Source organism: Pectobacterium peruviense (assembly GCF_002847345.1).
Lineage (GTDB): Bacteria > Pseudomonadota > Gammaproteobacteria > Enterobacterales > Enterobacteriaceae > Pectobacterium > Pectobacterium peruviense.
The window spans coordinates 1-19,595 of record NZ_LXFV01000036.1 but is presented as its reverse complement, the minus strand read 5'-3'; the positions used below and the strand labels follow the sequence as shown (position 1 = coordinate 19,595).

Here is a 19,595-nt window from a genome sequence, read left to right as displayed (position 1 = left end):
TATTAACCTCATCTTTTTCATCGGGATCTTATTGTGCGCAACACACTCGATAATCTGCTAAATGCGGCTGGTATTGTGATATCAGATAAGCAAAAAAATCTTCTGATACAGTACGTTGACATGCTGAGTAAGTGGAACAAGGCTTATAACCTGACGTCTGTACGCGATCCACAGCAAATGCTTGTCCGCCATATCATGGACAGTATCGTGGTTGAGCCACATTTACACGGACAGCGTTTTATCGATGTGGGAACGGGGCCTGGGTTGCCGGGTATTCCGTTGGCGATTGTCCGCCCTGAATCGCATTTTACTTTGCTGGATAGCTTAGGTAAGCGTGTGCGCTTCCTGCGTCAGGTTCAGCATGAACTGCAGCTTGAGAACATCACGCCGGTACAGAGTCGCGTTGAAGCGTTTCTGGCAGAACCCCCTTTTGATGGCGTGATCAGCCGAGCATTCGCCTCGTTGCAGGACATGATTAGCTGGTGTAATCATCTTCCCGCTAAGACGACAGGGCGGTTTTATGCCCTCAAAGGTGTCCTTCCACAGGATGAATTATCATCCTTGCCACAAGGTGTTTTATTGGATCAGGTTGTCCGTTTATCTGTTCCCGATCTGGAAGGTGAACGTCATTTGGTCGTGCTTAAACCAAACTAATTTTGTTTTTTATCAAAAAAATTATAACTAAATATTGCGTGTCAGCCTGCCGCCCCATTATGGGGGGCATCGTTTCAGATCGCATTGCGATCACTGAAATTTTACATCTTGGTTTTTTCAGCACTGTTCTTTTACTTTCGCGCTGAATAATAACGAGCGAAAATAAATCATCGGCATCAAAAATTAGTTATTTTTGTGTTAATTGAGTAAAAAAACGATATCAATAATGTCAATAGGTAGTTGAAAGGTTGTTTGTTGCATTTTTTGAATGGTTTTTTTTATAACTTATTGAAGTTAAATAAAATAAATAGCTTATTTTGCTAAAGACAAAAAAAAACACGTTCTGTTATAAATAGTCGTAAAGCCTTTTGTGTGAGGCGTATCACAGATTAGAGGGCTTTAGAAATTAATTACACTAGGTATGAACAAGAATGATTGTTAGCAAAAATGGGGCTTCAGAAAGAAATTTAAATAATTGTTCACCTTTTCGCTACTTATCGATTGAATTCGCAGGTATGACCCGTATAATTTGCTCGTTTTTTGCTGCTTGACTCAGTGGTGTAAAGGCAGTTTTATACGTCATTCGGTATACCTCTGAAAAGGTACGGAGAGAGCAAACGTCATGCCTGTATCCCTTTACAGCGGAAAAGTAGCCTTAAGGCTGCTGTTGCTACAGTTAGTGACTTTTGCTTTGTTGAGTGCTGTTTTCAGCCTCAATAGCGTCAACGCTGCTGCTTCTGCATTAGGCGGAGGATTGGCAGCCTGGTTGCCGAATGTCTTGTTTGTGCTGTTTGCCTTGCGTCATCAGTCACACAAGCCTGCTGATGGACGTGTAGCCTGGTCGTTCGCGATTGGCGAGGCGCTTAAGGTATTTATCACCATTGCACTGTTAGTGGTGGCGTTAGGCGTGTTTAAAGCGGCATTCTTTCCGCTTGGCCTGACTTATTTATCGGTGCTGGTTATGCAGATCGTGGCACCGGCCGTAATTAATCGTTACCGTAATTAACAACAAAAGGGTAAGAGACATCATGGCTGCTGGAGAAATCTCTACTCCGCAAGAGTATATCAGTCACCACTTGCACCATTTGCAGGTAGGGACGGGTTTTTGGTCGATCAACGTCGATTCGATGTTTTTCTCCATCGCTCTTGGGATCCTCTTTCTGGTTATCTTTCACCGCGTAGCTAAACGTGCGACTAGCGGTGTGCCAGGTAAATTGCAAACTGCCGTCGAACTGCTTATCGGTTTCGTTGATGGCACTGTACGCGATATGTTCCATGGCAAAAGCAAACTGATTGCTCCTCTGGCGCTGACCATTTTCGTCTGGGTTTTCCTGATGAATATGATGGATCTGCTGCCTATCGATCTGTTGCCACAACTTTGGGCGGGCGTCTACAGCCTGCTAGGATACGACCCAGCGCATGCTTATCTGCGTGCTGTGCCGACGGCTGACGTGAACATCACGTTGTCGATGGCGCTTGGGGTGTTTATCCTGGTTCTGTTCTACAGCATCAAAATGAAAGGTCTCGGCGGTTTTGTTAAAGAACTGACCATGCAGCCGTTCAACCATCCAGTATTTATTCCTATCAACCTGATTCTTGAAGGTGTCAGCCTGCTGTCCAAACCTATTTCCTTAGGCTTGCGACTGTTTGGCAATATGTATGCGGGTGAGTTGATCTTCATCCTGATTGCCGGTCTGTTGCCGTGGTGGTCACAATGGCTGTTAAATGTGCCTTGGGCTATTTTCCACATTTTGATTATTACGCTTCAGGCTTTTATTTTCATGGTTCTGACGGTTGTTTATCTCTCGATGGCATCTGAAGAGCATTGATTTTCTTTCAACAAATAACGTTTTTAACTGAAACAAACTGGAGACTGTCATGGAAAACCTGAGTGTGGATCTGCTGTACATGGCTGCCGCGTTAATGATGGGTTTGGCGGCGATCGGTGCTGCGATCGGTATCGGCATTCTGGGTGGTAAATTCTTGGAAGGTGCTGCTCGTCAGCCTGACCTGATTCCTTTACTGCGTACACAGTTCTTTATCGTCATGGGTCTGGTTGACGCCATCCCGATGATCGCTGTTGGTCTGGGGCTGTATGTGATGTTTGCGGTGGCCTAAGCAGAATGTTTTCTGCTGAGGTTAAAACATCAACTTATTTAACTTTGAAAGAGGCATTGTGCTGTGAATATTAATGCAACAATCCTCGGCCAGGCCATTGCGTTCGTCCTGTTTGTCTGGTTCTGCATGAAGTATGTATGGCCGCCTATGATGGCAGCCATCGAGAAACGTCAGAAAGAAATTGCTGACGGTCTGGCTTCTGCTGAACGTGCCAAAAAAGATTTGAACTTGGCTCAGGCCAATGCGACAGATCAACTGAAGAAAGCCAAAGCGGATGCTCAGGTTATCATTGAGCAGGCGAACAAACGCCGTGCTCAGATCCTGGATGAGGCGAAAGCTGAAGCGGAAGCTGAACGTAACAAGATTGTGGCGCAGGCGCAGGCTGAAATCGAAGCCGAACGTAAACGTGCTCGTGAAGAGCTGCGTAAGCAAGTTGCCGTATTGGCAATTGCCGGTGCCGAGAAAATTATTGAACGTTCCGTGGATGAAGCTGCTAACAGCGACATCGTTGATAAACTGGTCGCTGAACTGTAAGGAGGGAGGGGCTGATGTCTGAATTTGTCACGGTAGCTCGCCCCTACGCCAAAGCAGCTTTTGACTTTGCGGTTGAGAATCAGGCCTTGGATCGCTGGCATAACATGCTGGCGTTTTCGGCCGAAGTAGCGCGCAATGAGCAAATTGCCGAATTGCTTTCTGGCGCGGTAGCGCCGATTGAGCTGGCGAAAACGTTTATTGCCGTTTGTGGTGATCAACTTGATGAAGCCGGTCAGAACCTGATTAAGGTGATGGCCGAGAACGGACGTTTACCGGTACTTACTGAAGTACTGGAACAATTTATTCAACTGCGGGCAGCATTAGAATCGACGGTTGACGTCGATGTGATTTCTGCCAACACGTTGAATGAGCAGCAGCTATCTAAGATCGCTGCTGCTATGGAAAAACGTCTGTCACGCAAAGTGAAGCTGAATTGCAAAATTGATAAGTCTGTCATGGCCGGTGTGGTTATTCGCGCGGGCGATATGGTGATAGATGGCAGCATTCGCGGTCGTCTGGAACGTCTGGCAGACGTCTTGCAGTCTTAAGGGGACTGGAGCATGCAACTGAATTCCACCGAAATCAGCGAACTGATCAAGCAGCGCATTGCTCAGTTCAATGTGGTGAGCGAAGCTCACAATGAAGGTACTATTGTTTCCGTCAGTGACGGAATCATCCGCGTCCACGGTCTGGCAGACGTGATGCAGGGGGAGATGATCTCTCTGCCGGGTAACCGTTATGCAATCGCACTGAACCTGGAGCGCGACTCCGTTGGTGCGGTAGTAATGGGGCCGTATGCGGATCTGGCTGAAGGCATGAAAGTAAAATGCACCGGCCGTATTCTTGAAGTTCCAGTTGGCCGCGGCCTGCTGGGTCGCGTGGTCAACACGCTGGGCGCACCGATTGACGGTAAAGGCGCACTGGATCACGACGGTTTCTCTGCGGTTGAAGCGATTGCGCCTGGCGTTATCGAACGTCAGTCCGTTGATGAGCCGGTACAGACGGGCTATAAGTCTGTTGACGCCATGATTCCAATTGGTCGTGGTCAGCGTGAGCTGATTATCGGTGACCGTCAGACGGGTAAAACCGCGCTGGCCATCGATGCCATCATCAACCAGCGTGATTCCGGTATCAAATGTGTGTACGTTGCTATCGGCCAGAAAGCCTCCACGATTTCTAACGTGGTGCGTAAACTGGAAGAGCATGGTGCACTGGAAAATACCATTGTCGTCGTCGCTACTGCGTCTGAGTCTGCTGCTCTGCAATATCTGGCACCGTATGCTGGTTGTGCGATGGGTGAGTATTTCCGTGACCGTGGTGAAGATGCGCTGATTATTTATGATGACCTGTCCAAACAGGCCGTTGCTTATCGTCAGATTTCTCTGCTGCTTCGTCGTCCGCCAGGTCGTGAAGCCTATCCTGGTGACGTTTTCTACCTCCACTCCCGTTTGCTGGAGCGTGCATCGCGCGTTAACGCCGATTACGTTGAAGCATTCACCAAGGGTGAAGTGAAAGGGAAAACCGGTTCGTTGACGGCTCTGCCAATCATCGAAACGCAAGCAGGTGACGTTTCTGCGTTCGTTCCGACTAACGTAATTTCGATTACCGATGGTCAGATCTTCCTGGAATCCAACCTGTTTAACGCCGGTATTCGTCCTGCGGTTAACCCAGGGATCTCCGTATCCCGTGTGGGTGGTGCAGCACAGACCAAGATCATGAAAAAACTGTCCGGTGGTATTCGTACCGCACTGGCACAGTACCGTGAGCTGGCAGCGTTCTCTCAGTTCGCTTCCGATCTTGATGATGCAACCCGTAAGCAATTGAGCCACGGTCAGAAAGTGACCGAGCTGTTGAAACAGAAACAGTATGCGCCGATGTCTGTCGCACAGCAGTCTCTGGTTCTGTTTGCGGCGGAACGTGGTTATCTGGAAGATGTTGAGCTGTCGAAAGTCGGTAGCTTTGAAGCGGCTCTGCTGGCTTACGCTGACCGTGAGCATGGCGAACTTCTGCAACAAATCGACCAGACTGGCGCTTATAACGATGAGATCGAGGGCAAGTTTAAAGGCATCCTCGATACTTTTAAGGCAACCCAGTCCTGGTAACGCCCGGTGGCCTGCTGTAAAGCAGGCCGCAAGGCTTTGAGGAGAAGCAAAGATGGCCGGCGCAAAAGAGATACGTAGTAAGATCGCAAGCGTCCAAAATACGCAGAAGATCACCAAAGCAATGGAAATGGTCGCCGCTTCCAAAATGCGTAAATCGCAGGATCGTATGGCGGCCAGCCGTCCTTATGCTGAAACCATACGCAATGTGATTGGTCACCTTGCGTTAGGAAATCTGGAATATAAACACCCGTACCTGGAAGAACGCGACGTTAAGCGCGTTGGGTATTTGGTGGTGTCTACTGACCGTGGCTTGTGTGGTGGTTTGAACATTAACCTGTTCAAAAAACTGCTGGCTGATATGAAATCCTGGAGCGACAAAGGCGTTGAAACTGATTTAGCGCTGATTGGTTCCAAAGCGGCTTCTTTCTTCGGTTCGGTAGGCGGAAATATTGTTGCTCAGGTTACCGGTATGGGGGATAACCCTTCCGTATCAGAATTGATCGGCCCGGTTAAAGTTATGCTGCAAGCCTATGACGAAGGTCGTCTGGACAAGCTGTATATCGTAAGCAACAAGTTTATCAATACCATGTCTCAGGAACCGCTTGTTGTTCAAGTGTTACCGTTACCGCCTTCAGATGACAGTGAGTTGAAGAAGAAAGCCTGGGATTACCTGTATGAACCCGATCCTAAGTCGCTGCTGGATACCCTGCTGCGCCGTTATGTAGAATCTCAGGTTTATCAGGGCGTCGTAGAAAATCTGGCTAGTGAACAGGCCGCGCGAATGGTTGCGATGAAAGCCGCGACTGATAACGGCGGTAGCCTGATCAAAGAGCTTCAGTTGGTATACAACAAGGCTCGTCAGGCCAGCATTACCCAGGAACTCACCGAAATCGTCGGGGGAGCCTCCGCGGTTTAAAGCAGGTTTACGAATTACGTATTGTCGAATTACGTAGAGGATTCAAGATGGCTACTGGAAAGATTATCCAGGTAATCGGCGCCGTGGTGGACGTCGAGTTCCCGCAAGATGCCGTACCGAAGGTGTACGATGCGCTTGAGGTAGAGAACGGCGCTGAGAAACTGGTGCTGGAAGTACAGCAGCAGTTGGGCGGCGGCATTGTTCGTTGTATCGCAATGGGTTCTTCTGACGGCCTGCGTCGCGGGTTGAACGTGAATAACCTGGACCACCCGATCGAAGTACCGGTAGGTAAAGCAACGCTGGGTCGTATCATGAACGTGTTGGGTGATCCCATCGACATGAAAGGCGACATCGGCGAAGAAGAGCGTTGGGCTATTCACCGTTCAGCTCCTAGCTATGAAGAGCTGTCAAACTCACAGGAACTGCTGGAAACCGGCATCAAGGTTATCGACCTGATGTGTCCGTTTGCCAAGGGCGGTAAAGTGGGTCTGTTCGGTGGTGCGGGCGTAGGTAAAACCGTAAACATGATGGAGCTGATCCGTAACATCGCGATCGAGCACTCCGGTTACTCTGTGTTTGCAGGTGTGGGTGAGCGTACCCGTGAAGGTAACGACTTCTACCACGAAATGACCGACTCCAACGTAATCGATAAAGTATCACTGGTTTATGGCCAGATGAACGAGCCACCAGGTAACCGTCTGCGCGTAGCATTGACCGGTCTGACCATGGCGGAAAAATTCCGTGATGAAGGCCGTGACGTACTGCTGTTCGTCGATAATATTTACCGTTATACCTTGGCCGGTACGGAAGTATCCGCACTGCTGGGTCGTATGCCTTCTGCGGTAGGTTATCAGCCGACGCTGGCGGAAGAGATGGGTGTTCTGCAAGAACGTATCACCTCGACCAAAACCGGTTCTATCACCTCTGTTCAGGCCGTTTACGTACCTGCGGATGACTTGACTGACCCATCACCAGCCACCACCTTTGCTCACTTGGATGCAACCGTGGTACTGAGCCGTCAGATCGCTTCTCTGGGTATCTACCCGGCCGTTGACCCGCTGGATTCCACCAGCCGTCAGTTGGACCCGCTGGTTGTTGGTCAGGAACACTATGATGTTGCCCGTGGCGTGCAGTCTATTCTGCAACGTTATCAGGAACTGAAAGATATCATCGCGATTCTGGGTATGGACGAGCTGTCTGAAGAAGACAAGCTGGTGGTATCCCGTGCGCGTAAGATTCAGCGCTTCCTGTCACAGCCGTTCTTCGTAGCAGAAGTATTTACCGGTTCTCCGGGCAAATACGTCTCCCTGAAAGACACCATTCGTGGCTTTAAAGGGATTATGGAAGGCGAATACGACCACCTGCCAGAGCAGGCGTTCTACATGGTTGGTTCTATCGACGAAGTCGTGGAAAAAGCCAAGAAACTGTAACGCCTTGTAGGAGGGTGACATGGCTATGACTTACCATCTGGATGTCGTGAGTGCAGAACAGCAAATGTTCTCCGGTCTGGTGCAGAAGATCCAGGTAACGGGGAGCGAAGGCGAACTGGGTATTTATCCGGGACATGCCCCTCTGCTCACTGCCATTAAACCGGGTATGATTCGTATCGTTAAGCAGCACGGTGAAGAAGAGTATATCTACCTTTCTGGCGGCGTCCTTGAGGTGCAGCCGAATATGGTTACCGTACTGTCCGATACTGCTATTCGTGGACAGGATTTGGACGAAGCTCGTGCGCTGGAAGCGAAACGCAAAGCCGAAGATCATATCCGCAATTCGCATGGCGATGTGGATTATGCTCAGGCTTCCGCAGAGCTGACTAAAGCGATTGCGAAACTGCGTGTTATCGAGCTGACCAGAAAAGCGATGTAACAGATAAGCTTGCAATAATTGAAGGCCAGTCAGTTCACACTGACTGGCCTTTTTGCATTTAAGCCTATGTTACATATAAAAATGCCTGCGAGAGCAGGCATTAAGATCGCGGGTAAACCCATTTACCGAACGAAAACGGTAGTAACGGAATAGAAGAGTAAAGCGTTTGCGCCATGGATGGCGCAATCCGAGCGTACAGGGACGTATTTACAGCGTCTTTACGATCTATCCGTTGCTACCGCTCAATGTGCTTTGTCAGCAACTCTTGTCCCCACCTTGTTAGGTGGGGGTTTACTTGAAGAGGCTTATTTCTTCTTCAGGAAGTCGCCAAGTACCAGATTGCCTTTGGCATCTCGCGTAAACGTCTCTGGAACGATAACCGACACGAAGTTGTTTACTGTGATTTCCTTACCCTGCGCGTTAACGGAACGGTCGCCCTTGATGAAGTAGTTGGTGTTATCGATATTGCCGACAACCGCATCATCATATTTGCCCGCTTTGGTTTTCAGCGAAACGTTGTTCTTGAAGACGCCTTGTTTTTCCGGGCCAGAGTAAGGACTTGGACGGAAAATGAAGTTAAAGCGTTCGTTATCTAACGCAATGTTGTCTTCAACGATCAATGCACCTGGGTTGAAGTTGTCAGTGAAACCATCAAGCTTGTTACCCACAGCAATGCTGTTTTTGACCTGATGGGCCACTGGCTGGCCTTCGCCACCCATTTTGAAGCCGTTACTGGTGTTGTTCATGGCAATTGAATTCTCGATCACCACAACGCCGTTTGCGCCGTCTTCAATTTTGTTAAACAGGTCGAAGCCGTCATCGATGTTGTTGTGCGAGAACGCTCCGCGAATCACGTTGCCTTCACCCACACGCATTTTCACCGCAAAACCGTCGGCGTTAATTTTTCCAGCGTCCTGATTGCTGTGAGATTCTGAGTTCAGAATCAGGTTATGACTGGCCCACAGTGGTCTGCCTACATCGGCCGTCGAGGTTACCTGAATACCAGTATCGTCAGCATGGTGCGCCAGAACGCGTTCGATGGTGTTGTAGCTCCCCTCGATACGGAATGGTTTCTCTGTTATTTCAATACCTTTGACATGCCAATGGCTCGCTTTCAGTTGCAGGCCATGAATGACGGCTTTGTTGCCGACAGCAAACAGGTTCTTGACGGTTTTTTGCTGGCCGCTAGCGCTAACGGGAATTTCTGCCGCGCTGTAATCACCATCGTTGAGCCAAATTGTGCCACCCGCTGGCAGAGCGGCGACGGCGCTGGCCAAATCGATCGGTGCATTTTTACTGCCGTCGTTGCTGGCTGAACCTTGTGGCGAAACATACAGATTTTTGGCGTCTGCATAAGCCACTTTTTCAACCTTGAACGTGCTCTCTTTTACTGCTTTATCATCCCCTTCCGCAGGCTGGTAAGCGAGTTTGAATTCAGCACTGTCACCGGCAATTTTTGCTGGCAGAGAGAAGGCTTCCCCCGCTTTTACCTGCTTGGCATCACCCAGAGATTTACCATCTTGTGAAACCGCGATCGTGCCGTTGTAGTTAGCTTTAGCCTGTACGACATAATGTTCGCTGGTAGTTTTAGGCGATGACATCACCTGGATCAAAGGATCGTAATCCTTGGCTTTAAATTCCGGTGAGGCTTTGGTTTGTGCCGGTGTCGTGGTCAACTGTGCATTGCTGACGGTGATTTTGGCGTTACGGGAGGAAAAGAAACCAACGTAGTAATGGTCTTTATCCAACTTGGTAACAACATCCGCACCTTTGACTTCTTTTGATACCCAGTTATCCGTGCCTTTCGGTGCATAAGAGGTAATGAAGCCGTCATTGGTACGTTCCAATTTCAGACGGAACGTAGGCGTTTGCTCCAGATTGACGTTTTCCTGGTAGCTGGTTTTGGTGATTTTCGCGCCTGCGTTGCCCCACGGCTGTGTGACGCCATTACGCAAAATCGCCTGTAGTTTGATTTCGGTATGAGACTTTTTATCCTGCGTCATGATGGCGTTCATCACCATGTTGGATGCTGCAGGGAATTCTTCATATCCTTCTTTCAGCGGTTCCTGACGCGGTATGCCAATAATATCGCGCACCAGAATTCCCGCCCCTTCCTGAGCCGCAGGCTTGGCGCCGTTTTCAGGACCAAACTGTTCCACGGTAATATCAGACTGAAGCGTGAAATTCACATTCGCAGGTAACTGGGTATAAAAGAACGTTAGCCCGTCATGGGTGTTGGCGATCTTTCCGCCACGACTCTCAATCGTGATTGGTGCGGATAAATCAGCATTATCACCCGGTGCGAGTTTCTTTCCGTTAATGGTGACGTCGTTAACGCCAATTTTTTCCGGCAGAACATTGGATGAAAAGTTTACGTCTGTTGACTGACCAAAAGCGATACCGTGCCAGACGGGGGTTGATTCTGTCGCGGCGTGTGCACTAAAGCTGAAAAGTAATGCATTCGTCAACGCGACGGCTGCGAGGCGTGAAGAACGGTGTTTCTGTAAAGAATCACATTTTTGTGAAGAACAACGTTTCATTGTGTCTCCTTCGTTATTGAATTATTTGCCCGCGTATATTGCTATAAATGAAACGCTGTTTCTTTTGTGTGTGTCACAAATGGAAATACTTAAAAACAAAGTCTGTTTTTTATGAAACCCTGTGTCATTTCTGTTTTTGGGGATGACATCGCGTTCATCTCCTCTCTTGATAAACATTCGTGGTTTTGTGCGAGATTTTCAGAAAAAACTCACTAAAAAGTATCTGCGTTATGCACCAGCTTCGGTAAACTCTGGTTATTCTTGCTGTAACAGGCTAGCCATTTTTATTCTTGCGGAGCTGTGGCTCCGTACTGTCAGGATACTTATGTCAAATAGTGCTATGAGTGTGGTGATCCTTGCTGCGGGTAAAGGAACCCGTATGTATTCCGACCTTCCCAAGGTGTTACACAAGCTGGCGGGTAAGCCGATGGTTCAACACGTCATTGACGCGGCAATGACAACCGGTGCACAGCATGTTCATCTGGTATACGGCCACGGCGGTGATTTGCTAAAGCATGAACTGACCGATCTCGCGTTGAATTGGGTGCTTCAGGCGGAGCAGTTGGGAACTGGGCATGCGATGCAGCAAGCCGCGCCTCATTTTGCTGATGATGAAGATATCTTGATGTTGTATGGCGATGTGCCGCTGATTTCGTCGCAAACCTTAGTGCATTTACGTGAGGCTAAGCCGCAGGGAGGTATCGGCCTGTTGACGGTGAAGCTGGACGATCCGACAGGCTATGGACGAATTGTGCGTGATAAAGGTGCCGTAGTTGGGATCGTTGAACACAAAGATGCCAGCGAAGAACAGCGTCAGATTAACGAGATCAATACTGGCATTTTGATTGCCAACGGTAAGGATTTGAAGCGCTGGTTAAGCCAGTTGAACAACAACAACGCACAGGGTGAGTTTTACATCACCGATATTATTGCGATGGCGGCGGAAGAAGGTCAGCGTGTTGAAGCGGTCCATCCCAAGCGGCTGAGCGAAGTTGAGGGCGTTAATAATCGCCTGCAACTGTCGGCGCTTGAGCGAATTTATCAGCGTGAACAGGCGGATAAGCTGCTGCTTGCTGGCGTGATGCTGCTTGACCCGGCTCGATTTGATCTGCGTGGCGAGCTGACTCATGGTCGCGATGTGGTGATTGATGTCAATGTAGTCGTGGAAGGGAATGTTAAGCTAGGTAACCGGGTGAAAATTGGTGCTGGCTGCGTGATCAAAAACTGCATCATTGGCGATGACAGTGAGATCAGCCCTTATTCCGTGCTGGAAGATGCCGTGCTGGAAGCCCAGTGTACTGTTGGGCCATTTGCTCGCTTGCGCCCTGGTGCGGAACTGGCTGAAGGTGCGCATGTTGGCAACTTTGTCGAATTGAAAAAGGCGCGTCTGGGTAAAGGTTCAAAAGCGGGTCACCTTAGCTATTTGGGGGATGCGGATATCGGTTCAGGTGTTAATATTGGCGCGGGAACGATCACCTGTAACTATGACGGTGCGAATAAACACAAAACGGTTATTGGTGACGATGTGTTTGTCGGCTCGGATACGCAACTTGTGGCACCTGTTAACATTGCCAGCGGCGTGACTATTGGCGCGGGCACGACGGTCACAAGCGATGTGGCAGAGAATGAGCTGGTGATCAGCCGCGTGAAACAACGGCATATTTCCGGCTGGCAGCGTCCGGTGAAGAAGAAATAGCATTCTATGCCTCCGCATACGGCGGAGGCGGTTTTGTCCTGTGCTTTGACCGATTCCAGAGCACAAAACAAAACATAATAATCCCCAACTCTCTACAAGGCTCGGGGAACCCGGAAAAACCGGAACAATCAGGTCTAAGACATCCCAGGTGACACAATATGTCACTTTTATAGGAATACCATCGATGTGTGGAATTGTAGGCGCAGTTGCGCAACGTGATGTTGCTGAAATTTTGTTGGAAGGTTTACGCCGTCTTGAGTACCGCGGTTATGACTCTGCGGGTCTGGCGGTTGTTGACAGCGAAGGACATGTCGCTCGTTTGCGTCGTCTGGGGAAAGTGCAAGTGCTGTCTCAGGCAGCCGAAGAGCATGAACTGCACGGCGGTACTGGCATTGCCCATACCCGTTGGGCAACGCACGGTGAACCTTCTGAAGAGAACGCACACCCGCATATTTCTGAACATATCACTATCGTCCATAACGGCATTATCGAAAACCACGAACCGTTGCGCGAACTGATGATCGGTCGCGGCTATCGTTTTGTTTCTGAAACCGATACGGAAGTGGTTGCCCATCTGGTTCATTTTGAACAGCAGCAGAATGGCGGAACGCTGGTTGAAGTCGTTAAGCGCGTGATTCCACAACTGCGCGGTGCCTATGGCATGGTCGTGCTGGATAACCGTGATCCAAGCGTACTGGTTGCTGCACGCTCTGGTAGCCCGCTGGTGATTGGTCGCGGTGTGGGTGAGAACTTCATTGCCTCCGATCAGCTGGCGCTGTTGCCTGTGACTCGCCGCTTCATGTTCCTGGAAGAAGGCGACGTGGCAGAAATTACCCGTCGTGACGTGCGCGTGTTTGATAAATCAGGCCAGCTTGCTACACGTGAAGAAATTGAATCAAAAGTGAATTACGATGCGGGTGACAAAGGCGCGTATCGTCACTACATGCAGAAAGAGATCTACGAACAGCCGATGGCGATCAAGAACACCCTTGAAGGGCGTTTCAGCCACGGCGAGATCAACCTTTCTGAACTCGGCCCGAAAGCGGATGAACTGCTCGCGAAGGTTGAGCACGTTCAGATTATCGCCTGCGGTACGTCCTACAACTCCGGTATGGTTTCCCGCTACTGGTTTGAAGCACTGGCTGGTATTCCGTGCGATGTGGAAATCGCTTCTGAATTCCGCTATCGCAAGCCTGCGGTGCGTAAGAACAGCCTGATGATTACCCTGTCTCAGTCCGGTGAAACGGCGGATACGTTGGCGGCGCTGCGTTTGTCCAAAGAACTGGGCTATCTGGGTTCTCTGGCTATCTGTAACGTTGCGGGCTCCTCGCTGGTGCGTGAATCCGATATGGCGCTGATGACCAAAGCAGGCGTAGAGATTGGCGTAGCCTCGACCAAAGCTTTCACCACTCAGCTTACCGTTCTACTGATGCTGGTGGCGCGTGTTGGTCGTCTGCGTGGTATGGATGTGCAAATTGAGCATGACATCGTTCATGGCCTGCAGGCGCTGCCTGCACGTATTGAGCAGATGCTGTCTCAGGACAAGCTCATCGAATCTCTGGCGGAAGGTTTCTCTGATAAACATCATGCACTGTTCCTCGGCCGTGGCGATCAGTATCCGATCGCGATGGAAGGCGCGCTGAAGCTGAAAGAGATCTCTTATATTCATGCTGAAGCCTATGCTGCGGGTGAGCTGAAACACGGCCCGCTGGCGCTGATTGATGCAGACATGCCGGTTGTCGTGGTTGCACCGAACAACGAGCTGTTGGAGAAATTGAAATCCAACATCGAAGAAGTTCGGGCGCGCGGCGGTGAGCTGTATGTCTTCGCTGATGAAGATGCTGGTTTCACCAGCAGCGAAAATATGAAAATTATTCCGCTGCCGCATATCGAAGAAGTCATTGCGCCAATCTTCTATACGGTGCCGTTGCAGCTGCTGTCTTATCATGTCGCGCTGATTAAAGGCACGGATGTTGACCAACCGCGTAATCTGGCGAAATCCGTTACCGTAGAGTAATGTTTTTAACTGGAGGTAAATAGCTATTGTGTTATTTACCTTCATTAGGAGATTTATACTCGAAGAAATTCCCGTCACAGTAGTGACGGGAACATTAATCAATCATCCGTTCTACGTTGAGGGTATGCAGGAAGGTGGCGTATATTCTGTTGATATCTCGCGGGTCACCGACTGGGCGATTTATTATCAGGGCGATAGCTATAAGCCTGATACTATTTATAAATTACTCAGCAATAGCCAGACTCACTGACCGATCTTGTCCACCAGTCAGAACGCGTGTTCTGGCTGAGTGTGGCTGCACTTTCCTTCTTGCTGCCTCATTGTCATAAAACTGTCATGTTGTGTACATTTTACTGTCACCAAATTGTCCTATTTTTCCTCCTGCGAACTACACTCTGATTTGATAACTCTGATTGATAACGACTCTACGTCGACACGTCGAGTATCCCACAGGAGGGATTATGAAACTGATGCGTACCACTCTTGCCAGTGTTGTTGCGGCAACCTTTTCTTTGACGGCATTTTCAGCTTTTGCTGCTGCTAACCTCACCGGTGCCGGTGCGACATTCCCAGCGCCTGTTTATGCTAAATGGGCTGACTCCTATCAAAAAGAAACCGGCAATAAAGTTAACTATCAAGGGATCGGTTCTTCTGGCGGTGTAAAACAGATTATCGCTAAAACGGTAGACTTCGGGGCTTCTGATGCGCCGCTGGCTGACGACAAATTAGCACAGGATGGTTTATTCCAGTTCCCAACCGTTATCGGTGGTGTGGTACTGGCAGTGAACGTTCCTGGTATCAAATCTGGCGAATTAACGCTGGACGGTAAAACACTGGGTGATATCTACCTGGGCAACATCAAAAAATGGAACGACCCAGCGATCACCAAGCTGAACCCGAATGCCAAGCTGCCGGATCAGGACATCGCTGTGGTTCGCCGCGCTGATGGTTCTGGTACGTCTTTCGTGTTCACCAGCTACCTGGCGAAAGTGAACCCAGAGTGGAAAGAGAAGATTGGTGCAGGTTCTACTGTGAACTGGCCGACCGGTCTGGGCGGTAAAGGTAACGATGGTATCGCAGCGTTTGTACAGCGTCTGCCTGGTTCTATCGGTTACGTAGAATATGCGTATGCCAAGCAGAACAACCTGGCTTACACCAAACTGATTTCTGCCGATGGTAAAGCGGTTAGCCCGACTGGCGCAAGCTTCAGCAACGCAGCTAAAGAGATCGATTGGAGCAAGTCCTTCGCTCAGGATCTGACTAACCAGAAAGGCGCTGATGCATGGCCGATCACGTCAACGACGTTCATCCTGGTTCATACCAAACAGGAAAAACCTGAGCAGGGCGCTGAAGTGTTGAAATTCTTCGACTGGTCGTTCAAGAAAGGCGGCGAGCAAGCTGAAGCACTGGATTACGCAACACTGCCAAAAGAAGTGGTTGAGCAAATCCGTGCTGCCTGGAAAACCCAGGTAAAAGACAGCAGCGGTAAAGCACTGTACTAATTATTGTATCGACACCGCCGTGTTGATAACCAGAGCGTGATGAGGTTGTCAGGTTCTGGGAATAAGGTAGTGAAATAACACGTCGTATCGGGGCGGAGAGGTGATAAGCCTCTCTGCCTTCAATAGCTTATTAAATGTAGTTAAAACGAGAAGAGAGACGTATGGCGGAGTACAAGCCAACTATCAAAGCCCCAGGAAAATATGGCGATATCCTCTTCAGCGCGCTGGTAAAACTGGCGGCGCTGGTCACGCTACTGCTGTTGGGGGGCATCATTGTTTCCCTGATTGTGGCGTCCTGGCCCAGCATCGAGAAGTTCGGTTTTTCCTTCTTGTGGACGAAAGAGTGGGATGCGCCCGCAGAGCAGTTTGGTGCACTGGTTCCGATTTACGGCACTGTCGTGACCTCACTGATAGCCCTAATTATTGCGATTCCGATTAGCTTCGGGATTGCGTTATTTCTGACAGAACTGGCACCAACCTGGTTGAAACGTCCGCTTGGCGTGGCGATTGAATTGCTGGCGGCCATACCGAGTATTGTTTATGGCATGTGGGGGCTGTTCATTTTTGCTCCGCTGTTTGCCAAATATTTCCAGCAGCCGGTAGGCAACGTCCTGTCCGGCATTCCTATTGTTGGCGCACTGTTCTCCGGCCCGGCGTTCGGGATTGGTATTCTGGCCGCTGGCGTCATTCTGGCCATCATGATTATCCCGTACATTGCGGCGGTCATGCGTGATGTGTTTGAGCAAACGCCGGTGATGATGAAAGAGTCTGCCTACGGCATCGGCTGTACGACGTGGGAAGTGATTTGGCGCATTGTGCTGCCTTACACCAAAAATGGCGTGATTGGCGGGGTGATGTTGGGATTGGGGCGTGCCTTGGGGGAAACCATGGCGGTCACCTTTATCATCGGTAACACCTACCAACTCGACAGTGCTTCACTCTATATGCCAGGAAACAGTATTACCTCTGCGCTGGCGAACGAATTCGCCGAAGCCGAATCCGGCGTGCATACCGCGGCGCTGATGGAGTTGGGTCTGATCCTGTTTGTCATTACCTTTATTGTTTTGGCGTGTTCAAAGCTGATGGTTATGCGTCTGGCAAAAAATGAGGGGGCGCGCTAATGGCTACATTAGGCATAGAACAAGAAGCCGCACTGGAACGCTCACGGCGTAAAATGCAGGCCTGGCGTCGCCAGAAAAACCGTATTGCACTGTTTTTATCCATGTCTACGATGGCTTTCGGCCTGTTCTGGCTGGTATGGATCCTGTTCTCGACCGTTACCCGAGGCGTCGATGGCATGTCTCTGGCGTTATTTACTGAAATGACGCCTCCGCCAAATACGGCAGGTGGTGGGTTGGCGAACGCTATCGTCGGGAGCGGGTTGCTGATCCTGTGGTCGACGCTGCTGGGTACGCCGCTGGGCATTATGGCAGGCATCTATCTGGCGGAATACGGTCGTAAATCCTGGATCGCTGAAGTGATTCGTTTCATCAATGACATTCTGCTGTCAGCGCCGTCTATTGTGGTCGGCCTGTTTGTCTACACGCTCGTGGTGGCAAAGATGCAGCACTTCTCCGGTTGGGCAGGGGTCATTGCGCTGGCGCTGTTGCAGGTGCCGATTGTGATTCGTACCACCGAGAACATGCTCAAACTCGTGCCGGATAGCCTGCGTGAAGCGGCTTATGCGCTGGGTACGCCGAAATGGAAAATGATTTCTGCGATTACGCTCAAGGCATCGGTATCAGGCATCATCACCGGGGTGTTACTGGCTATCGCGCGTATTGCCGGGGAAACGGCGCCGTTGCTGTTTACGTCGCTGTCGAATCAGTTCTGGAGCACGGATATGATGCATCCGATTGCTAACCTGCCCGTTACCATCTTTAAATTTGCGATGAGCCCATTTGTGGAATGGCAACAGCTGGCTTGGGCGGGTGTCCTGCTGATTACGCTGTGCGTTCTGCTACTGAATATTCTGGCGCGTGTTATTTTCTCCGCGAAGACACATTAAACAAATTCAAGGCGTTGTCAGTCATCGCCAGGAAAAAGAGAGAAGTCTTGATGAGTATGACTACTGAGACATCCAACAATAAAATCCAGGTGCGCGATCTGAATTTCTATTACGGAAAATTCCACGCGCTGAAAAACATTACGCTGGATATTGCCGCGAATCAGGTTACCGCGTTTATCGGTCCGTCCGGCTGTGGTAAGTCCACGCTGCTGCGTACGTTGAACAAAATGTATCAGCTCTATCCTGAGCAGCGCGCCGAAGGCGATATCCTGCTGGATGGCAATAACATCCTGACGGATAAGCAAGACATCGCACTGCTGCGTGCCAAGGTGGGTATGGTTTTCCAGAAACCGACGCCGTTCCCGATGTCCATCTACGATAACATCGCGTTTGGTGTTCGCCTGTTTGAGAAACTGTCCCGCGCTGATATGGATGAGCGTGTCCAGTGGGCGTTGACCAAAGCGGCGCTGTGGCAAGAAACGAAAGATAAGCTGCACCAGAGCGGCTATAGCCTGTCCGGTGGTCAACAGCAGCGTTTATGTATTGCACGCGGTATTGCGATTCGCCCAGATGTCCTGCTGCTGGATGAACCTTGTTCTGCACTCGACCCGATTTCTACCGGCCGCATTGAAGAGCTGATCTCCGAGCTGAAAAAAGATTACACCGTGGTCATCGTGACTCACAACATGCAGCAGGCGGCGCGTTGTTCAGATCATACGGCGTTCATGTATTTGGGTGAGCTGATTGAGTTCAGCGATACTGATACCCTGTTTACTGCCCCACGGCAGAAACAGACTGAAGATTACATCACCGGCCGCTACGGTTGATTAGGAAAGCATCATGGATAATCTGAATCTGAACAAACACATTTCCGGTCAGTTTAACGCCGAACTGGAACACATCCGCACGCAGGTCCTGACCATGGGCGGGCTGGTGGAGCAGCAGCTGAGTGACGCGATTACCGCAATGCATAATCAGGATGCGGAGCTGGCTCAGCAGGTGATTGAAGGCGACGCCAAAGTTAACATGATGGAAGTGGCGATTGATGAAGCCTGTGTGCGCATTATTGCGAAACGTCAGCCCACCGCCAGCGATCTGCGTTTGGTGATGGCGATCATCAAAACCATCTCCGAACTGGAACGTATTGGTGACGTGGCGGATAAAATCTGTCGCACCGCGCTAGAGAAATTTTCCCATCAGCATCAGCCGCTGTTGGTCAGCCTGGAATCATTGGGTCGTCACACCGTGCAGATGCTGCATGACGTGCTGGATGCTTTTGCCCGAATGGATCTGGACGAAGCGATCCGTATTTATCGTGAAGATAAGAAAGTGGATAAAGAGTACGAAGGGATTGTGCGTCAGTTGATGACTCACATGATGGAAGATCCTCGTACTATCCCTAGTGTACTGACTGCGTTGTTCTGTGCCCGTTCTATCGAGCGTATCGGCGATCGTTGTCAGAATATCTGCGAATTTATCTTCTACTTCGTCAAAGGTCAGGATTTCCGTCACCTTGGTGGCGATGCGCTGGAGAAGTTGCTGGCACAGAAAGAGAAGAAAGAAGAAGAAGAAGAGTAAGCTCGTGCCACGGCTTACCACAACTAGAGGTTGCTGATAAAGTTCGTAGAGCGGTAGTAAC

The 19,595-nt window shown here is 49.9% G+C and carries 18 protein-coding genes and 1 pseudogene; 18 read left to right on the top strand and 1 reads right to left on the bottom strand.

The features are described 5' to 3' along the window. Positions 1 to 33: 33 nt before the first annotated feature. From rsmG to A0G03_RS19975, 10 genes are all read left to right on the top strand, one after another. Positions 34 to 654 carry a 16S rRNA (guanine(527)-N(7))-methyltransferase RsmG gene (gene rsmG, locus A0G03_RS20020; protein ID WP_048263440.1) on the top strand — a complete coding sequence of 207 codons (621 nt, stop codon included), beginning with the start codon at positions 34 to 36 and terminating at the stop codon, positions 652 to 654. Positions 655 to 1,276: 622 nt separating this feature from the next. Further along, complete coding sequence (gene atpI / locus A0G03_RS20015) at positions 1,277 to 1,660, top strand: F0F1 ATP synthase subunit I (RefSeq protein ID WP_048263438.1); 384 nt, start codon at positions 1,277 to 1,279, stop codon at positions 1,658 to 1,660. A 22-nt stretch (positions 1,661 to 1,682) separates the two neighbouring features. Further along, on the top strand, positions 1,683 to 2,483 hold the full coding sequence (atpB, locus tag A0G03_RS20010) for a F0F1 ATP synthase subunit A (protein WP_011095970.1): 801 nt from the start codon (positions 1,683 to 1,685) through the stop codon (positions 2,481 to 2,483). A 49-nt stretch (positions 2,484 to 2,532) separates the two neighbouring features. Next, the gene (atpE, locus tag A0G03_RS20005; RefSeq protein WP_005976545.1) at positions 2,533 to 2,772 is read left to right on the top strand and encodes a F0F1 ATP synthase subunit C; all 240 of its coding nucleotides are present in this window, start codon (positions 2,533 to 2,535) and stop codon (positions 2,770 to 2,772) included. 63 nt (positions 2,773 to 2,835) lie between these two features. After that, positions 2,836 to 3,306: a F0F1 ATP synthase subunit B gene (atpF, locus tag A0G03_RS20000; protein WP_010681466.1), complete on the top strand. Its 471-nt coding sequence runs from the start codon at positions 2,836 to 2,838 to the stop codon at positions 3,304 to 3,306. Between the two features lie 14 nt (positions 3,307 to 3,320). Beyond that, positions 3,321 to 3,854, top strand: a complete 534-nt coding sequence (gene atpH, locus A0G03_RS19995) for a F0F1 ATP synthase subunit delta (RefSeq protein ID WP_048263437.1) — start codon at positions 3,321 to 3,323, stop codon at positions 3,852 to 3,854. A 12-nt stretch (positions 3,855 to 3,866) separates the two neighbouring features. Then, positions 3,867 to 5,408: a F0F1 ATP synthase subunit alpha gene (atpA, locus tag A0G03_RS19990; protein WP_005976551.1), complete on the top strand. Its 1,542-nt coding sequence runs from the start codon at positions 3,867 to 3,869 to the stop codon at positions 5,406 to 5,408. Between the two features lie 52 nt (positions 5,409 to 5,460). Then, entirely contained in the window at positions 5,461 to 6,324 is an 864-nt protein-coding gene (atpG, locus tag A0G03_RS19985; protein WP_039307671.1) for a F0F1 ATP synthase subunit gamma, read from the top strand. A 47-nt stretch (positions 6,325 to 6,371) separates the two neighbouring features. Then, entirely contained in the window at positions 6,372 to 7,754 is a 1,383-nt protein-coding gene (gene atpD / locus A0G03_RS19980; protein ID WP_010681463.1) for a F0F1 ATP synthase subunit beta, read from the top strand. Between the two features lie 19 nt (positions 7,755 to 7,773). Beyond that, positions 7,774 to 8,193 (top strand): F0F1 ATP synthase subunit epsilon, encoded by a 420-nt coding sequence (locus A0G03_RS19975; RefSeq protein WP_005976558.1) that lies wholly within the window; start codon positions 7,774 to 7,776, stop codon positions 8,191 to 8,193. A gap of 305 nt (positions 8,194 to 8,498) precedes the next feature. On the opposite strand, the gene pelX is transcribed toward A0G03_RS19975, so the two are convergent. Next, positions 8,499 to 10,733, bottom strand: a complete 2,235-nt coding sequence (gene pelX, locus A0G03_RS19970; protein ID WP_048263435.1) for a pectate disaccharide-lyase PelX — start codon at positions 10,731 to 10,733, stop codon at positions 8,499 to 8,501. Positions 10,734 to 11,058: 325 nt separating this feature from the next. Between pelX and glmU the strand changes: the two genes are divergently transcribed. The 8 genes and pseudogenes from glmU to phoU all read left to right on the top strand — a co-directional run bounded on the left by glmU (position 11,059) and on the right by phoU (position 19,534). Next, complete coding sequence (gene glmU, locus A0G03_RS19965) at positions 11,059 to 12,429, top strand: bifunctional UDP-N-acetylglucosamine diphosphorylase/glucosamine-1-phosphate N-acetyltransferase GlmU (protein ID WP_048263433.1); 1,371 nt, start codon at positions 11,059 to 11,061, stop codon at positions 12,427 to 12,429. 184 nt (positions 12,430 to 12,613) lie between these two features. After that, positions 12,614 to 14,446, top strand: a complete 1,833-nt coding sequence (gene glmS, locus A0G03_RS19960; RefSeq protein ID WP_048263431.1) for a glutamine--fructose-6-phosphate transaminase (isomerizing) — start codon at positions 12,614 to 12,616, stop codon at positions 14,444 to 14,446. Between the two features lie 67 nt (positions 14,447 to 14,513). Further along, positions 14,514 to 14,696 (top strand): annotated as a pseudogene (locus tag A0G03_RS19955) (DUF4026 domain-containing protein); the annotation flags it as partial. Positions 14,697 to 14,907: 211 nt separating this feature from the next. Next, positions 14,908 to 15,948: a phosphate ABC transporter substrate-binding protein PstS gene (gene pstS / locus A0G03_RS19950; protein WP_048263429.1), complete on the top strand. Its 1,041-nt coding sequence runs from the start codon at positions 14,908 to 14,910 to the stop codon at positions 15,946 to 15,948. Between the two features lie 161 nt (positions 15,949 to 16,109). Beyond that, positions 16,110 to 17,069, top strand: a complete 960-nt coding sequence (gene pstC, locus A0G03_RS19945) for a phosphate ABC transporter permease PstC (RefSeq protein WP_048263427.1) — start codon at positions 16,110 to 16,112, stop codon at positions 17,067 to 17,069. Further along, the gene (pstA, locus tag A0G03_RS19940) at positions 17,069 to 17,956 is read left to right on the top strand and encodes a phosphate ABC transporter permease PstA (RefSeq protein ID WP_048263426.1); all 888 of its coding nucleotides are present in this window, start codon (positions 17,069 to 17,071) and stop codon (positions 17,954 to 17,956) included. Before pstC ends, pstA begins: the two co-directional genes overlap by 1 nt. A 50-nt stretch (positions 17,957 to 18,006) precedes the next feature. Continuing rightward, on the top strand, positions 18,007 to 18,783 hold the full coding sequence (gene pstB, locus A0G03_RS19935) for a phosphate ABC transporter ATP-binding protein PstB (RefSeq protein ID WP_048263424.1): 777 nt from the start codon (positions 18,007 to 18,009) through the stop codon (positions 18,781 to 18,783). Between the two features lie 13 nt (positions 18,784 to 18,796). Next, entirely contained in the window at positions 18,797 to 19,534 is a 738-nt protein-coding gene (gene phoU / locus A0G03_RS19930; protein ID WP_048263422.1) for a phosphate signaling complex protein PhoU, read from the top strand. The last annotated feature ends 61 nt before the right edge of the window (positions 19,535 to 19,595 follow it).

Bases quoted from the DNA above. Each gene is read 5' to 3' on its own strand.
- atpE (WP_005976545.1), top strand. From the start codon at position 2,533: ATGGAAAACCTGAGTGTGGATCTGCTGTACATGGCTGCCGCGTTAATG.
- atpG (WP_039307671.1), top strand. From the start codon at position 5,461: ATGGCCGGCGCAAAAGAGATACGTAGTAAGATCGCAAGCGTCCAAAAT.
- atpH (WP_048263437.1), top strand. From the start codon at position 3,321: ATGTCTGAATTTGTCACGGTAGCTCGCCCCTACGCCAAAGCAGCTTTT.
- pstA (WP_048263426.1), top strand. From the start codon at position 17,069: ATGGCTACATTAGGCATAGAACAAGAAGCCGCACTGGAACGCTCACGG.
- pelX (WP_048263435.1), bottom strand. From the start codon at position 10,733: ATGAAACGTTGTTCTTCACAAAAATGTGATTCTTTACAGAAACACCGT.
- atpI (WP_048263438.1), top strand. From the start codon at position 1,277: ATGCCTGTATCCCTTTACAGCGGAAAAGTAGCCTTAAGGCTGCTGTTG.
- atpD (WP_010681463.1), top strand. From the start codon at position 6,372: ATGGCTACTGGAAAGATTATCCAGGTAATCGGCGCCGTGGTGGACGTC.
- atpB (WP_011095970.1), top strand. From the start codon at position 1,683: ATGGCTGCTGGAGAAATCTCTACTCCGCAAGAGTATATCAGTCACCAC.
- phoU (WP_048263422.1), top strand. From the start codon at position 18,797: ATGGATAATCTGAATCTGAACAAACACATTTCCGGTCAGTTTAACGCC.
- pstB (WP_048263424.1), top strand. From the start codon at position 18,007: ATGAGTATGACTACTGAGACATCCAACAATAAAATCCAGGTGCGCGAT.
- glmS (WP_048263431.1), top strand. From the start codon at position 12,614: ATGTGTGGAATTGTAGGCGCAGTTGCGCAACGTGATGTTGCTGAAATT.
- glmU (WP_048263433.1), top strand. From the start codon at position 11,059: ATGTCAAATAGTGCTATGAGTGTGGTGATCCTTGCTGCGGGTAAAGGA.
- atpA (WP_005976551.1), top strand. From the start codon at position 3,867: ATGCAACTGAATTCCACCGAAATCAGCGAACTGATCAAGCAGCGCATT.
- A0G03_RS19975 (WP_005976558.1), top strand. From the start codon at position 7,774: ATGGCTATGACTTACCATCTGGATGTCGTGAGTGCAGAACAGCAAATG.
- pstS (WP_048263429.1), top strand. From the start codon at position 14,908: ATGAAACTGATGCGTACCACTCTTGCCAGTGTTGTTGCGGCAACCTTT.
- pstC (WP_048263427.1), top strand. From the start codon at position 16,110: ATGGCGGAGTACAAGCCAACTATCAAAGCCCCAGGAAAATATGGCGAT.